The following is a 13,491-nucleotide window of genomic DNA, read 5'->3' on the forward strand; positions in this document are numbered from 1 at the left end:
GGGCGCCGAGCCGGGCGTGGCGCTCAGTGGTCGCTCCCGACGACCTGCTCGACGGCGTGCCGCACGACCGGCTCGAGCACCCCGAGCCCGTCCTTCACGCCGCCGCGTGAGCCGGGGAGGTTGACCACCAGGCAGTCGCCGGCGATCCCGGCGAGGCCCCGCGACAGCATCGCGGTCGGCACGCCGGCCGCGACCCCGGCCGCGCGGATCGCCTCGGCGATCCCGGGCACCTCGCGGTCGAGGAGCGGGCGGGTCGCCTCCGGCGTGCGGTCGGTCGGCGTCAGTCCGGTGCCGCCCGTCGTCAGCACGAGCCGGGCACCCGAGGCCAGCGCGGCCGCGACCGCCTCGCGCACGGGGTCGCCGTCGGGCACGACCACCGGGTCGGCGCAGTCGAAGCCCTGCTCGCGCAGCCACGTGGCGATGAGCGGGCCGGTCTCGTCGGCGTACGTGCCCGCGGCGGCGCGGTTGGACGCGACGACCACGGCCGCGAGGAGGCTCATCGCGACCAGTCCCCCGACCGGCCGCCGGTCTTGGTCTCGACGCGGACGTCGGTGATGACCGCCGCCTTGTCGACCGCCTTGACCATGTCGACGACGGTGAGCGCCGCCACCGACACCGCGGTCAGCGCCTCCATCTCCACGCCCGTGCGGTCGCTGGTGCGCACGGTCGCGGTGATGTCGACCGACGCGTCGCTGACGGCGAGGTCGACGGTGACCCCGGAGATCGCGAGCGGGTGGCACAGCGGCACCAGGGCCGGCGTCTGCTTGGCGCCCATGATCCCGGCGATGCGGGCCACCGCGAGCGCGTCGCCCTTCGGCACGCCCTCGCCGCGCAGCAGCTCCACGACCGCCGGGCTGACGAGCACTCGGCCGCTCGCGGTCGCCGTGCGCGTGGTGACCGGCTTGTCGCCGACGTCGACCATGCGGGCCGCCCCCGTCTCGTCGACGTGGGTGAGCCTGCCGTCGCCGGACGCCATTCAGAACTCCTCGTCGAGCTTGCGGATCGCGACCATCTCGCCCGCCGCGATCGCGGTGGTCCCGGCCGGCACCTCGATGAGGCAGTTCGCCGCCGCGAGGTCGCCGATGAGGTGGGAGCCGTGGCCCCCGACGGGCGAGACGAAGGTGCCGCCGCGGTCGGTGTCGTAGAGGGCGCGCACGAGCTGCACCTTGCCCTCGGGCGAGGACAGCCCGTGGGTGAGCCGGGCGCGGCCGGTGGGTCGGACGTAGGGCAGCTTGCCCATCATCCGGCGGATGGCCGGGAGCACGAACATCTCGAAGGAGACGTACGACGAGACCGGGTTGCCCGGGAGCGTGAACACAGGGGTGTCGTCCTCGCCGATCGTGCCGAACCCCTGCGGCTTGCCGGGCTGCATGCCGACGCCGCCGAACCACATCGAGCCGTGGTGCGACAGCGACTCCTTCACGACGTCGAAGTCGCCCTCGCTCACCCCGCCGCTCGTCACCACGAGGTCGGCGCGGACCAGCTGGTCGCTCAGCGCCTCGGTGAAGGCATGCGCCTCGTCGGGGACGATGCCGACGCGGTAGGCGATGGCGCCGGCGGCGCGGGCGGCCGCGGCGAGGAGGTAGGAGTTGCCGTCGTAGATCGAGTCGCGGCCCAGCGGCGTGCCGGGGTCGCGCAGCTCGGAGCCGGTGGAGATCACGACGACGCGCGGCCGGGGCCGGGTGCGGACGGTCGCGCGGCCGACCGCGGCGAGCATGCCGAGGTGCCGCGGGCCGAGGACGGTGCCCTCCTCCAGCAGCATGTCGCCCTGGGCGATGTCGTCCCCGGTGGGGCGGATGTGCTGACCCGGGATCGCGGCGCGCTCGATGCGCACGGTCGCGACGCCGCGGTCCGTCCACTCGTACGGCACGACCGTGGTCGCGCCGGCGGGCACCGGGGCCCCGGTCATGATCTTGACCGCGGTGCCGGGCGACAGGGCCAGGATCGACGACTGGCCGGCACCGATCTCGCCCACGACCGGCAGGGTGACCGGCGCGTCCGCGCTGGCACCGGCGACGTCGTCGGCCACGACGGCGTACCCGTCCATCGCGGAGTTGTCGAAGCTCGGCAGCGAGATCGGCGCGACGACGTCCTCGGCGAGGGCGAGGCCGAGGGCCTCCATGAGCGGCTGCGGGAACGCCGGCAGCGGGGAGACGGTGGCGAGGATGCGCTCGACGTAGTCGGCCACGGGAAGGAGGCCCGGGAGCCGGTCGGGGAGCGGGTCAGCCATGCCGCTCCTGCTCGTCGAGGACGGTGCCGCCCTCCACGCGCTTGGCGGCCGTCGCGCTCAGGGTCACGTCGCCGACGACCTTCACGCCGGGCCCGAAGGTCCAGTCGCCCTCCACGGTGAACGAGTCGGCCTCGCGCAGCGACGGCGCCCCCTCGGGGAAGCGCTTGTCGAAGTCGCCGACCAGCTTGTAGAAGTCGCCGTCGAGGGTGACGTACGGGACGTCGTGGGCGGCCCGGTCGAGCACGAAGTCCTTGCCGATGTCGTAGACGTCGGAGCGCAGCACCAGGAGGTCGTCGGTGGTCTTGACCGGGACGAACCGGTCGCGGCCGACCTCGATGGTCCGGGCCCCCTCGAACACCTCGATCGCCGCACCCATGGCGGTCTCGACCTGGATGACCTCCGGAGTCGACGGGTCGGCCGGGTCGAGGTGCTTGACGTTCTTGATCAGCGGCAGGCCGAGGATGCCGCCGCGGGCGTCGAGCGCCTCGACCATCGCCTGGAGGTCGAACCACAGGTTGTTGGTCGAGCAGTACCGGTGGCGGCTGAGGTCGGCCAGGGCCTCCTTGTCGGCGTCGGGCGTCTGCGCGGTCTCGCGGAGCACGATCCGGCCGTCGGCCTTGCGGCGGGCGAAGTGACCGCCCTTGCGGTCCGAGGGGGTGCGGCGCACGGCCTCGATCGCGAACGGGGCGCCGCTCTGGGCGAACCACCCCGCGACCCTCGCGTCGGGCACCGCGCCGAGGTTGTCGGAGTTCGAGACGAAGACGTAGCGGTAGCCGGCGTCGATGAGCCGGGTGAGGAGGCCGGTGCCGCGGAGCGCGGTGTAGATGTCGCCGTGGCCGGGCGGGCACCACTCGAGGTCGGGGTCCTTGGGGTACGCCGCCGGCATCAGGTCGGCGGCGAGGAGCTTGGGCTCCTTGTTCTGCAGGAACTCCAGCGGCAGCCCCTCCACCGGCAGGTCCTCGTAGCGCTCGAGGGCCGCCATGGTGTCGGCGGAGGTGCGGAAGGAGTTCATGAACATCAGCGGGAGCGGCGCGTCGTACTCCTTGCGCAGGTGCAGCACCTGCCGCGCGATGATGTCGAGGAAGCTGAGCCCGCGCCGCACGCACAGCAGCGACTTCGCGCGGTCCATGCCCATCGACGTGCCGAGGCCGCCGTTGAGCTTGATCACGGCCGTCCGGCGGATCGCCTCCGCCGCGGTCTCGTCGGGCACCTCGACGTCGGCCAGCGCCTCCATGTCGATCGGCTCGATGGTGTCCTCGGGGATCATCCCGGTCTCGCCGTGCTCGAGGAGCCGGTAGTAGTGCGCGAACGTGTCGATCGCGACCTCGTCCACCCCGGCCTGGCGCATCTTCTCGCGCGCGATCTCCAGGCCCCGGCCGCTGCCCTTGCTTGCCATGGTTCGATCGTAGGCTGCCGACGTGAGCACGCCACAGTCGGCCGACAGCGCAGCGGCGAAGACCGCCCTCCGCGACCAGCTGCTGGCGGCGCGCAAGCGGCGCCCGCTGTCCGTCGCGGCCGAGGCCGCGGCCTCCCTCGCGGACGTCGCGCTGCGGTGGGACCGCGTGCGCGACGCGGCCACCGTCGCGGCCTACGTCTCCGTCGGCGGCGAGCCGGGGACCGGGCTGCTGCTCGACGCGCTGCTGGCGGCCGGCAAGCGCGTGGTGCTGCCGGTGCTCCTGCCCGACAACGACCTCGACTGGGCGGCGTACGCCGGACCGGCGCGCCTCACGAAGGCAGTTCGCGGCCTCTACGAGCCGGCCGGAGCGCGGCTGGGCGTCGACGCGGTGCGAACTGCCGACGTGGTGCTCGTGCCGGGGCTCGCGGCCTCACCCGCCGGCGACCGGCTGGGTCGTGGCGGCGGGTCCTACGACCGGGCGCTGGCCCGGGTGCCCGCCGGGACGCCGACCGCGGTGGTGCTCTACGACGACGAGGTCGGCCTGGCCGTGCCCACCGACGCCCACGACGTCCGGGTCGGCTTCGCCCTCACCGCGGGCGGGGTGCGGGCGCTGCAGGGGTCCTGAACCCGCGTTCCTCGGGGACCGCTACTCCGCGGCGGGGGTCAGCACCAGCCGGTCCTCGGCCGCCGACTCCACGGCGCCGCGGGTGTACGCCCAGGGCAGGGTCTCGCCGTCGACGTAGAGCTCGGTCTGGTCGGAGTAGTGCGAGGACGCCGGGTGGCCCGAGACGCCGGTGAGGTTGATCCAGCGCGAGTCGTCCCAGTCGGCCAGCGAGACCACCATGCGCATCGAGGGCGCGGCGGTGACCTCGTAGCCCTCGACGGCGTTCCACGAGGTGGCGTCCACGATCGAGGAGCCGCCGCCGACCTCCCAGCCGTCGCGGTTGAACAGCCGCTCGACCGGCTTGATGCCGGACTCCCCGAGCGTCGCGTTGCGCAGGTTCAGCCGGTGCAGGTGTCCCCAGGTCCACAGCCGGGGGTCGCGCGACTGCCGCCGGGTGAGCTCGTCGCGCGCCTCGATCAGCGCCGCGCGCAGGATATCGTCGCGGGTCTCGACCCGGTCCTCGGTGCCGGCGTCGTCCCACCACGGCCCCGCCGGCTCGGTCAGCATCGCGCTGACCACGCGGAACCACCGGTCGCCGCCGTCGGGCCACGTGCGCTGCCGCAGGTCGTCGTGGAAGGTCAGCTCGAGCAGCGTGCGCCACACGACGTTGAAGTACGCCGCCGCGGCGCTGTCGGCGGGCGAGGTGTGGTCCCAGTCGCGCAGCAGGTTGAGCGCGTTGCGGTAGTAGGGCGAGGGCAGCCGCTCCACGTCGAGCAGGTAGGGGACGAGCGTCTCCGCCATCGGGTTCGTGGTGTCGAGCTGGAGCTCCGACATCTCCGCGACCGACAGCTCGCCTTCCGCCTCGAGCGCCTCGCGGATGCGGGTGGCGCGGTAGCCGTAGTCCCAGTCGTGGGTCAGCAGGTAGGGGTAGCGCTCGTCGATGACCGCCTGGTTGGCCGTCGCGATGAAGCCCTCCTCCGGGTCGAGCACGCTGGGGAGGCCGTCGAAGGGGACGTGGTCACCAGTCCAGTCGTTCGCGCTGACCCAGCCCTCGACCGGCATGGTGCCGTCGTTGCCCGCCCGGCGGACCGGGATCCGGCCCGGCGCCTGGTAGCCGATGTGGCCCTCGCGGTCCGCGTACACCAGGTTCTGCGCGGGCACCGCGAAGTCCGCGGCGGCCGCGCGGAACTCGTCCCAGTCCGACGCGCGGTTGAGCCCGAGGATGGCGTCGGCCGTGGGCGCGGGCTCGAGGGCCGTCCACGCCAGCGCGACGGCGTACCCGCTCCCCCGCTCTCCCGACTCGTCCGTCGGCGCGTTGGCGCCGACCGTCGCGAACTCCGGCGACACGTCGCTGATGAGCGGTCCGTGCACGGTCTCCCGCACGCGCAGCTCGACGTCGTCCTGGCCGCGCACCTCGATCGTCTCCGTGCGGATCTCCAGCGGCTCCGTGGCGCCGTCGCGGACGTAGCGGTCGTCGCCCTCGGTCTGCTCCAGGAAGAGGTCGGTGACGTCGGGACCGAGGTTGGTGAAGCCCCACGCGATGTCGGCGTTGTGGCCGATGATCACCCCGGGCACGCCGGAGAAGGTGAACCCCGAGGTGTCGAGCGTGCAGTCGGCGGTCCGCTCGCGGCAGTGCAGACCCATCTGCATCCAGATCCCGGGCTGGCTGACGCCGAGGTGGGGGTCGTTGGCCAGCAACGGCATCCCGGTCGCACTGTGGTCGCCGTCGACCACCCACGAGTTGCTGCCGATGCCGCGCCCGCGGCCCACGAGCTCCGGCATCGCGTCGAGCCGGTCCTGCACCCGCTCGAGCGCCTCCACGACGCCGCGCGGGTACGCCGGGCGCCGCGGGTTGCGGGTGGCGTTGGACGTCGCGTTCTGCTCGAAGACCCCGTCGACCACGCCGCCGCCGGACACGATCGGCGGGTGCTCGTCGTAGGGGTAGTCGGGCCACAGCGCGGCGATCTCCTCCTCGCTGTGGTCCAGCGACAGCAGCACCCGGTCGACCTCGGCGTCCATGTTGCCGCGCAGGTCCCACGCCATCGCCTTGAGCCAGGCCAGGGAGTCGACCGGCTCCCACTCCTCCGGGGCGTAGTCCAGCCCGGTGAGGCCGAGGATGCTGTACTCCGCCGCCAGCCGCGAGGGGCTGCGGTCGGCGATGTAGGCGTTCACGCCCGCGGCGTACGCCGTGAGCGCCTCGCGGGTCGCCGGCTGGAGGAGGGCCCACTCCTGCTCCGCCACCCGCCGCCAGCCCATCGTGCGGATGAAGCGGTCGGTCTCGAGGGTCTCGGCGCCGAAGATCTCCGAGAGCCGGCCGGCCGTCACGTGCCGCCGGACGTCCATCTCGAAGAACCGCTCCTGCGCGTGCACGAAGCCCTGGGCGAACATGAGGTCGGCGTCGGTGTCGGCGTACACCTGGGCGATGCCGTGGGCGTCGCGGACGACCTCCACCGACGCGGAGAGCCCCGGGACCTCGATCTCGCCGTCGACCTGGGGCAGCGGGCGTCGTACGACGACCACGGCGGCCGCCGTCAGCGCGAGCAGCACCAGGACGAGGCCGAGCGCCGTCCACGCCGCCCAGCGCACCGGGCGGGGCGCGCGCCGGAAGGCCTGCCAGCGGCTCCGGCGCGGCGGGTCGGCGTCGGGGCCGGGCGTGGTCGCGGGGGTGGGTGACGGCTCGCTCATCGCTTGGCCATTGTGCCGTACGATTGGCAGTCGAAGGGCCCGAGTGCCAGCGCGTTTCGCCGGCCCGGCCGAACGCCCGTCGTGACACCCTGACCGAGGACCAGATGCCGACCTACCAGTACGCCTGCACCGAGTGCGGCCACAGCTTCGAGCAGTTCCAGAGCTTCAGCGAGGACGCCCTCACCGTCTGCCCCGAGTGCAACGGCCGCCTGCGCAAGCTCTTCAACGCCGTGGGCGTGGTCTTCAAGGGCTCGGGGTTCTACCGCACCGACAGCCGCTCCGGCTCCTCGCCGGCCGGCTCGAACGGCTCGTCGGGCGGGTCCAAGGACGGCACGTCCGGCACCGGGGGCAGCGCGTCGACCTCGTCGACGCCCTCGACCTCCTCCACGTCCTCCTCGTCCTCCTCGTCCTCCTCCACGTCGTCGTCCGACTGACCGCACCTGTGGAGAGGCGCAGCGGGCGCCGGCCTCCCCGGCCTAGCGTCGGGACATGTTCCCGGGACTCCCGTCGGCGCGCCGCCGGCTCCGTGCCGTACGCCACCAGCTCCGGCGCCGACGCCGCCTGATCGCGGCTACGCTCGCCGCGGCGGCCGTGTTCAGCGCGCTGCGCACCCTCGCCCCGCCGCCACCGGACACCGTCGACGTCCTCGTCGCCGCGCGCGACCTGCCCGCGGGTTCGCTGCTCGGTGACGACGACCTCGTCCGGCGCGCGTGGCCGGCCGAGCTCGCGCCGCCGGGCGCGGCGGACGTGGCGGCCGGGCGGGTGCTCGCCGGTGCCGTCGGACGCGGCGAGGTGGTGACGGGCGTACGCCTCGTCGGCCCGGACCTGGCCGACGCCGAGCCCGGTCGGACGGTCGTGCCGGTCCGGCTGCCCGACGCCGGCATGGCGACCCTGCTCCGGCCGGGCGACGAGGTCGACCTGATGGCCACCGACCCGGGCACCGGTGAGTCCGAGCTGGTCGCCGGCGGTGTGACGGTCCTGGCGACGCCGACCGGCGTGCCGGAGGGACCCGCGGGCGGCTCGGGCGGCGCGCTCGTCGTGGTGGGCACCAGCCCTGCGGAGGCGGTGGCCGTCGCCGGGTCGGCGCTGACGCACTACCTGACGGTGTCGTGGCGCTAGCGTGGCCCGCGGTCATCCATCCGCGGCCCCCAGGGGGCCCTTCCACGAGGGGAAGCACACATGAGCGGCTTCAAGAACTTCATCCTCCGCGGCAACCTCGTCGAGCTGGCCGTCGCCGTCATCATGGGCACGGCGTTCGCGGCCGTGGTCACCGCCTTCACCGGCATGCTGCTGTCCGCGGTCACGCGGCTCACCGGCGGCAAGGAGGTCAACTTCGACAACTTCGCCCCCGGCGAGGTCCTGGTCGGCCCGTTCCTCACCGCGCTGATCGCCTTCCTGATCCTCGCCACGGTGATCTACTTCTTCGTCGTCCTGCCCTACACCAAGGCCAAGGACAGGTACTTCCCGGCCGAGGAGGCCGGCACCCCCGCCGACGTCGCCGTGCTCGAGGAGATCCGCGACCTGCTCAAGGCGCGCGGGGGCGACACCGGGACGACCGGGACCCCCGGCAGCACCGTCTGACTCGGCGCCAGCGCTTCGGGGCGGTAGTCGCCTGCCCGCGCCCGAGCCCGCCGTCCCCGGTAACGCCACCAACCGGCCACTCCCGCCCCCGCCGTCCCCGGTAACGCCACCAAACGAGCACTCCCGCCCCCATCAGTGCTGGCGGGAGTGCCCACGTCAGGGCGTTACCCGTTGTGGGCGGGACCTGCTCGCGATACCAGTCGCCTGCCCGCGCCCGCGCCCGCGTCCCGGTAACGCCACCAAACGAGCACTCCCGCCCCCACCAGTGCTGGCGGGAGTGCTCACTTCGGGGCGTTACCCGTGGTGGGACGGGGCGGGTCACCCCTGGTGGGACAGGGCGTTACCCGTGGTGGGGCGGGACCTGCTCGCGGTACCAGTCGTCGCCCTTGCCGGCGCGATCCTCGCGGTCGTCGCTGGTCTGCTCGGGCACGCCGTCGCCGAAGACGGCGGCCAGGCGGCGCCGGCGCTTCCACTCCGGTTCCCGCTCGGCGGCCGGGGAGGTGGCGTCGTCGGCAGGGCTCACGCGCAGATCCCGGGGACGGGGTCGGGCTTCGTCGTCTCGGGCGCCTCAGGAGTGGCCGTGTCGCTCGGCGAGGCGGTGTCGGTCGGGGTCTCCGGCGTGGCGGGCGACTCGGTGGCCGAGGGCGACTCGCTCTCGCCGGCGTCCGGGGTCTCCGAGGAGCCGGCACTGGGGCTCGGCGACGAGCCGGGCGGGCCCTCGGCGCTGACCGAGGTGTCGCCGATCAGCTTGGCCGGCAGCGGCTTGTCCTGGGCGACGAGGTCCCAGATCTTCTCCGCGTCCTCGGTCCAGTAGACCTTGCCCCAGAACTCGGAGTCCCGGGAGTAGTACTCGGTCGGCAGGGTGACGAACCTGACCTTGTCGAGACCGATGCCCTGCAGCTGCATGGCCACCTTGCCCAGCCGCGTCACCGACGCGAACTCCTCGTCGGTCTGCAGGGCGTTGGTGGCGGCGTCGAGGAACCGGACGACCTTGTCGAGGCGGGTGAGCGTGCCGGCCGACATCACCTCGCGGACGAGGGCGCCGATGAACTCCTGCTGGCGCCGGATGCGCGAGATGTCGTTCTGCTGGAGCTGCTCGCCGACGTAGCGGGCGCGCACGTAGTCCAGCGCCTCGTCGCCGGTGAGCACGGACGGGTTGCCCTTCGGCACGAAGATCTGGTGCTCGCGGTCGACGATGTCCTCGGGCACGCACACCGGCACGCCGCCGACCGCGTCGACCATGGATCCGAAGCTGGCGAAGTCGACGACGACGAAGTGCTCGACCCGGATGCCGGTGTTCTGCTCCACCTGGGCCAGCGTGCAGACCGGGCCGCCCCTCTGGAACGCCTCGTTCCACATGACGTCGGTGCCGCCGGAGTCGCACCCCGTCTCGGGCCGGTCGACGATCGAGTCGCGCGGGATCGAGACGGCGTACGCCCGGCTGCGGTCGGCGGACAGGTGCACGAGGATGGTGGTGTCGGAGCCGCCGCCACCCTCGGCGTCGATGTCGCAGCCCTCGCACTCGCGAGAGTCGGACCCCATGACGAGGATGTCGAGCGGCTCGCCGTTGCCCCTGTAGACCTCCTCGGGACGGTCGTCGCCGAGCTCCTCGAGCGAGATGCCCTCGATGTTGCCGTTGAGGTGGCGGATGAAGTACACCGTGCTGAGACCGGTGATGAGCGCCAGCACGACCGCGCTGATCAGGACGACCCGCCCCACGGTGTGCTTGCGGGCGGCCTTGCCGCGGCGCTTGGGCGCGCTCGAAGGAGGCTCCGGGCGCGACTCATCGGACACGGGGCTCACCTTCGACAGGGGGACGTACTGACCGGAACGGAAATCTACTTCACTTCGGCAACTTCCCAGCCGTCCGCGAGACCGGGTGCGCCTCGTGCCGCTGCGTGGTCGCGGTGGACCAGTCCGCCTCGCCTAATACCCCCGGGGGGTATATGATGGTGGTCAGGACAGGCCCACACGCACGACGACGGAGGTACGTCCCATGGCCGCCACACCGCACCAGCACCACTCCCCACCCTCGGACCCACCCATGAACCCAGCCCCGGACCCACCCCCGGACCAGAGCCACGGGAGCCACCCCGCCCGGCACCACGCGGCCGCCCACGACCACGCGGCCATGGGCGGCACGAGGGCGATGGCGCTCAGCGCCACCCTGCACTGCCTCACCGGTTGCGCGATCGGCGAGATCGCCGGACTCATGATCGGCACCGCGATCGGACTGAGCACCGGGTGGACCGTCGCGCTGGCCGTCACGCTGGCCTTCGCCTTCGGCTACCTGCTCTCGACCCTGCCGCTGCTCAGGGCGGGGCTCGGGCTCGGTGCGGCACTCTCGGTCGTGCTCGCCGCGGACACCCTGTCGATCGCGACCATGGAGGTCGTCGACAACGCCGTGATGGCCCTGATCCCCGGCGCCATGGACGCCGGCCTGGTGAACTGGGTGTTCTGGGTCGCCATGATGGTCGCCCTCTCAGCCGCGTTCGTCGCCGCGTACCCCGTCAACCGCCACCTGCTCGCGCGGGGACGCGGCCACGCCCTGACCCACAAGTACCACGGGGCGCCCGCGGCCAGCGGCGCGCGGCGGCACATCCCGGCGCTCTCGACGCCGACGCTCGCGGGCGCCATCGTCGCCTTCATGCTCGGCGGGCTGGTGGTGTCCGTCGCCGCGGCCCTCGGCGACGGCGCGGACACCAGCGGCAGCCACGCATTCGCCTCATCACGCGACGGCTGACAAGATGTGCCCGCCGGCGTGCTGCGCCGGCTCGCCCCAGTAGCTCAGTGGATAGAGCAGCCGCCTCCTAAGCGAAAGGTCGCAAGTTCGACTCTTGCCTGGGGCACCTCGTGACCTACGACGTCGCCCGGGCGCCGGCCCGACGAGGGCCGCGGCGCGCCGACGGACGAGCCGGACGTGACGCGGCGGACATGCCGACGCGGCCCCGTCACCGGCATCAGCCGGAGCGGGGCCGCGTGGCGTGGTCGGTCAGCGCAGGACGCCGCACAGGGCGGGGTCGGTGGCCTCGGCCGGCAGGCTCGGGTCGAGCTCGCTCGCGCCCGCACCCTCGAAGTCGTAGGTCCCGTTCCCGTTGTGGTCGACACCGTGGATCACGATGACGCCCTTGCCGCTCTTGATCGCGCGCAGCACGGCACCCGGGGCGAAGTTGATGGTCCGCTCGTACTTCTCGACGCCCTTCGGGGTGGTCGGGAAGCGGTCGACGGCCAGTCCGCTCTTGGGGCTGGTGTCGCCGGAGGTGGTCAGGGACTTCAGGATCGGACCGTAGTCCGGGACGCCCTCGGCGACGTTGAGCCGGTGGTCGTTGTTGGCGTCGTCGAAGACGTTCGGGCACTCGTTGCGCGCATCGGCGCCGAAGTGGAGGTGCTGGGCGTGCGGCAGGTTCTTGGCGAGGCCACGGGCGTGGATGTGGACGCGCGCCTTGCGCCCCTTGAACTCCGCGTGGACGCGACCCTTGGCGCCCGAGTCGTTCAGCGACTTCAGGTTGGCCTCGAGCTGCACGTTCCCGCGAGCGGACGAGGACGTGGTCGACTCGTTGGCGTTGCTTGCCTGGATCCCGGCGATGCCGGCGGTGCTGGCGAGGACGAGGCCCCCGATCCCGGCATAGAGCTTGCGGTGCTTCATGGAGACTCCTAGGTGACGAAGGTCGGACACGGCATCCGTCCTTGGGTGGGGTTCGTCACACCCCGCCGGAACGGATTGGTCCGACCTCCGATCTGTCCGCCGGCGCTCGATCGGCCGGCGCACCGGGACGCTGCTGCGCGCCGCGGTGACGTCCCGCCGACGTGGTCAGACCGTCTCGAAGCGGATCCCCGCCGCCTGGAGGCGCGCGAGCAGCGCGTCGCCCATCGCCTGGGCCGTGGTGACCTGCCCAGCGGTCACGGGGTTGTCGTCGAGGGCCAGGCAGAGCGCCGCCTCCGACAGCATCTTCGCCGTCTCGGTGTAGCCCGGGTCGCCGCCCGAGACGCGGGTGCGGACCGTCCGGCCGCCACCCTCACCGACGAAGTCGACGGTGAACCACGACCGGGCGCGCTTGCCCTCGTCCGGACCGGTGCCCTGCGGCACCTTGCTCCGCAGCAGCTCGCGCAGCGGTCCCACCTGGGCGGCGGCCGCCAGCGCCCCGACCCCCAGGGCTCCCCCGGCGGCGAAGCGCAGCGTCCTCGTGCCGGCCCAGTGCGAGTAGCGGAAGCGCGGGCCGTACGCCTCGAGCGCGGCGCCGCTGCGGGCGACGACCATCGGGTCGATCGTCGGCAGCGGGAGCAGCCAGTAGCCGAGCACCGGGTCGCGGTGCGGCTTGCCGCCGACCGCGCGCGAGGACCGGCCCTCGGGTCGGGCCTCGGCGCGCCGGCGTGCGGCGTGGGCCTTCTTCATCTCCTTCCCCCGCGCGAACTGGTTCAACGCCGAGTGGAACGTGCCTCCGGAGAACGTGCCGCCGGAGCGGACGACCCCGCGCAGCGTCATCGGCTGGTCGGCCGGCAGCTGCCGCACGGTGAAGTAGGCCCCGAGGTCGTGCGGGACCGAGTCGAAGCCGCAGGCGTGCACGAGCCGGGACCCGGTGCGCTCGGCGGTGCGGTGGTGCTCGAGGAACATCCGGTCGACGAACTCCGGCTCGCCGGTGAGGTCGAGGTAGTCGGTGCCGGCCTCCGCGCAGGCGGCCACGAGGGGTGCGCCGTGCTCGAGGTAGGGGCCGATCGTGGTCACCACGACGCGGGTCCGGCGCGCGATGTCGGCCAGGGCGGCGGCGTCGGTGGAGTCGGCCACCAGCACCTCGACCTGCTCGGCCACGCCGGCGCCCAGGCGGCGGCGTACGCCCTCGAGCTTGGCGGCGTTGCGCCCCGCGATCGCCCAGCGCAGTCCCGCCGGGGCGTGCGCGGCGAGGTAGTCGGCGGTGAGGCCCCCGGTGAAGCCGGTGGCGCCGAACAGGACGATGTCGAGGTCGCGGGCGCGGTCGTCGCTCATCGCGCCATCGTGTC

Annotated in this window: 14 protein-coding genes and 1 tRNA gene; 6 read left to right on the plus strand and 9 right to left on the minus strand. The window is 73.3% G+C overall.

Features of this window, described 5'->3' with window-relative positions:
• Positions 1-23 precede the first annotated feature (23 nt).
• Genes J3P32_RS05775 through J3P32_RS05790 form a run of 4 tightly spaced genes read right to left on the minus strand, consistent with a single transcriptional unit; the run spans position 24 to position 3,626 of the window.
• Positions 24-500 carry a MogA/MoaB family molybdenum cofactor biosynthesis protein gene (locus tag J3P32_RS05775; RefSeq protein WP_210438865.1) on the minus strand — a complete coding sequence of 159 codons (477 nt, stop codon included), beginning with the start codon at positions 498-500 and terminating at the stop codon, positions 24-26.
• A complete protein-coding gene (moaC, locus tag J3P32_RS05780) occupies positions 497-976 on the minus strand; it encodes a cyclic pyranopterin monophosphate synthase MoaC (protein WP_210438866.1) in 480 nt (159 codons plus the stop codon). The genes J3P32_RS05775 and moaC overlap by 4 nt, the downstream gene beginning before the upstream one ends.
• Positions 977-2,230, minus strand: coding sequence for a molybdotransferase-like divisome protein Glp (gene glp, locus J3P32_RS05785; RefSeq protein WP_210438867.1), 1,254 nt, complete (start codon positions 2,228-2,230; stop codon positions 977-979).
• A complete protein-coding gene (locus J3P32_RS05790) occupies positions 2,223-3,626 on the minus strand; it encodes a UTP--glucose-1-phosphate uridylyltransferase (RefSeq protein ID WP_210438868.1) in 1,404 nt (467 codons plus the stop codon). Before J3P32_RS05790 ends, glp begins: the two co-directional genes overlap by 8 nt.
• 22 nt (positions 3,627-3,648) lie before the next feature.
• Here J3P32_RS05790 and J3P32_RS05795 point away from each other — a divergent pair, with 22 nt between their 5' ends.
• Positions 3,649-4,251 (plus strand): 5-formyltetrahydrofolate cyclo-ligase, encoded by a 603-nt coding sequence (locus J3P32_RS05795; protein WP_210438869.1) that lies wholly within the window; start codon positions 3,649-3,651, stop codon positions 4,249-4,251.
• Positions 4,252-4,272: 21 nt separating this feature from the next.
• Here the strand turns inward: J3P32_RS05795 and J3P32_RS05800 are convergent, their stop codons facing one another.
• Positions 4,273-6,915, minus strand: coding sequence for a penicillin acylase family protein (locus tag J3P32_RS05800; protein WP_210438870.1), 2,643 nt, complete (start codon positions 6,913-6,915; stop codon positions 4,273-4,275).
• Positions 6,916-7,019: 104 nt separating this feature from the next.
• Here J3P32_RS05800 and J3P32_RS05805 point away from each other — a divergent pair, with 104 nt between their 5' ends.
• From J3P32_RS05805 to J3P32_RS05815, 3 genes are read left to right on the plus strand one after another with little or no spacing between them, the layout of a single operon-like run.
• Complete coding sequence (locus J3P32_RS05805; protein ID WP_210438871.1) at positions 7,020-7,349, plus strand: FmdB family zinc ribbon protein; 330 nt, start codon at positions 7,020-7,022, stop codon at positions 7,347-7,349.
• A gap of 55 nt (positions 7,350-7,404) precedes the next feature.
• Positions 7,405-8,034 (plus strand): SAF domain-containing protein, encoded by a 630-nt coding sequence (locus J3P32_RS05810; RefSeq protein ID WP_210438872.1) that lies wholly within the window; start codon positions 7,405-7,407, stop codon positions 8,032-8,034.
• Positions 8,035-8,094: 60 nt separating this feature from the next.
• Complete coding sequence (locus tag J3P32_RS05815) at positions 8,095-8,496, plus strand: MscL family protein (protein ID WP_210438873.1); 402 nt, start codon at positions 8,095-8,097, stop codon at positions 8,494-8,496.
• Positions 8,497-8,836: 340 nt separating this feature from the next.
• On the opposite strand, the gene J3P32_RS05820 is transcribed toward J3P32_RS05815, so the two are convergent.
• Positions 8,837-9,019 (minus strand): hypothetical protein, encoded by a 183-nt coding sequence (locus tag J3P32_RS05820; protein ID WP_246849926.1) that lies wholly within the window; start codon positions 9,017-9,019, stop codon positions 8,837-8,839.
• Complete coding sequence (locus J3P32_RS05825) at positions 9,016-10,290, minus strand: LCP family protein (RefSeq protein WP_210438874.1); 1,275 nt, start codon at positions 10,288-10,290, stop codon at positions 9,016-9,018. Before J3P32_RS05825 ends, J3P32_RS05820 begins: the two co-directional genes overlap by 4 nt.
• A 250-nt stretch (positions 10,291-10,540) precedes the next feature.
• On the opposite strand from J3P32_RS05825, the gene J3P32_RS05830 reads away from it, so the two are divergent.
• On the plus strand, positions 10,541-11,239 hold the full coding sequence (locus J3P32_RS05830) for a DUF4396 domain-containing protein (RefSeq protein WP_246849927.1): 699 nt from the start codon (positions 10,541-10,543) through the stop codon (positions 11,237-11,239).
• A 33-nt stretch (positions 11,240-11,272) separates the two neighbouring features.
• Positions 11,273-11,345 (plus strand) — tRNA-Arg (locus J3P32_RS05835).
• A 143-nt stretch (positions 11,346-11,488) separates the two neighbouring features.
• On the opposite strand, the gene J3P32_RS05840 is transcribed toward J3P32_RS05835, so the two are convergent.
• Both J3P32_RS05840 and J3P32_RS05845 read right to left on the minus strand, forming a co-directional pair.
• Entirely contained in the window at positions 11,489-12,142 is a 654-nt protein-coding gene (locus tag J3P32_RS05840) for a hypothetical protein (RefSeq protein ID WP_210438875.1), read from the minus strand.
• 165 nt (positions 12,143-12,307) lie between these two features.
• The gene (locus tag J3P32_RS05845) at positions 12,308-13,477 is read right to left on the minus strand and encodes a saccharopine dehydrogenase family protein (RefSeq protein WP_210438876.1); all 1,170 of its coding nucleotides are present in this window, start codon (positions 13,475-13,477) and stop codon (positions 12,308-12,310) included.
• Positions 13,478-13,491: the final 14 nt, after the last annotated feature.

The sequence above is a fragment of the Nocardioides xinjiangensis genome, from assembly GCF_017916385.1.
GTDB classification, from domain to species: domain Bacteria; phylum Actinomycetota; class Actinomycetes; order Propionibacteriales; family Nocardioidaceae; genus Nocardioides; species Nocardioides xinjiangensis.

Coding starts and splice junctions, on each gene's coding strand:
- J3P32_RS05775 (WP_210438865.1), bottom strand. CDS start 500: ATGAGCCTCCTCGCGGCCGTGGTCGTCGCGTCCAACCGCGCCGCCGCG.
- moaC (WP_210438866.1), bottom strand. CDS start 976: ATGGCGTCCGGCGACGGCAGGCTCACCCACGTCGACGAGACGGGGGCG.
- glp (WP_210438867.1), bottom strand. CDS start 2,230: ATGGCTGACCCGCTCCCCGACCGGCTCCCGGGCCTCCTTCCCGTGGCC.
- J3P32_RS05790 (WP_210438868.1), bottom strand. CDS start 3,626: ATGGCAAGCAAGGGCAGCGGCCGGGGCCTGGAGATCGCGCGCGAGAAG.
- J3P32_RS05800 (WP_210438870.1), bottom strand. CDS start 6,915: ATGAGCGAGCCGTCACCCACCCCCGCGACCACGCCCGGCCCCGACGCC.
- J3P32_RS05805 (WP_210438871.1), top strand. CDS start 7,020: ATGCCGACCTACCAGTACGCCTGCACCGAGTGCGGCCACAGCTTCGAG.
- J3P32_RS05810 (WP_210438872.1), top strand. CDS start 7,405: ATGTTCCCGGGACTCCCGTCGGCGCGCCGCCGGCTCCGTGCCGTACGC.
- J3P32_RS05815 (WP_210438873.1), top strand. CDS start 8,095: ATGAGCGGCTTCAAGAACTTCATCCTCCGCGGCAACCTCGTCGAGCTG.
- J3P32_RS05830 (WP_246849927.1), top strand. CDS start 10,541: ATGAACCCAGCCCCGGACCCACCCCCGGACCAGAGCCACGGGAGCCAC.
- J3P32_RS05840 (WP_210438875.1), bottom strand. CDS start 12,142: ATGAAGCACCGCAAGCTCTATGCCGGGATCGGGGGCCTCGTCCTCGCC.
- J3P32_RS05845 (WP_210438876.1), bottom strand. CDS start 13,477: ATGAGCGACGACCGCGCCCGCGACCTCGACATCGTCCTGTTCGGCGCC.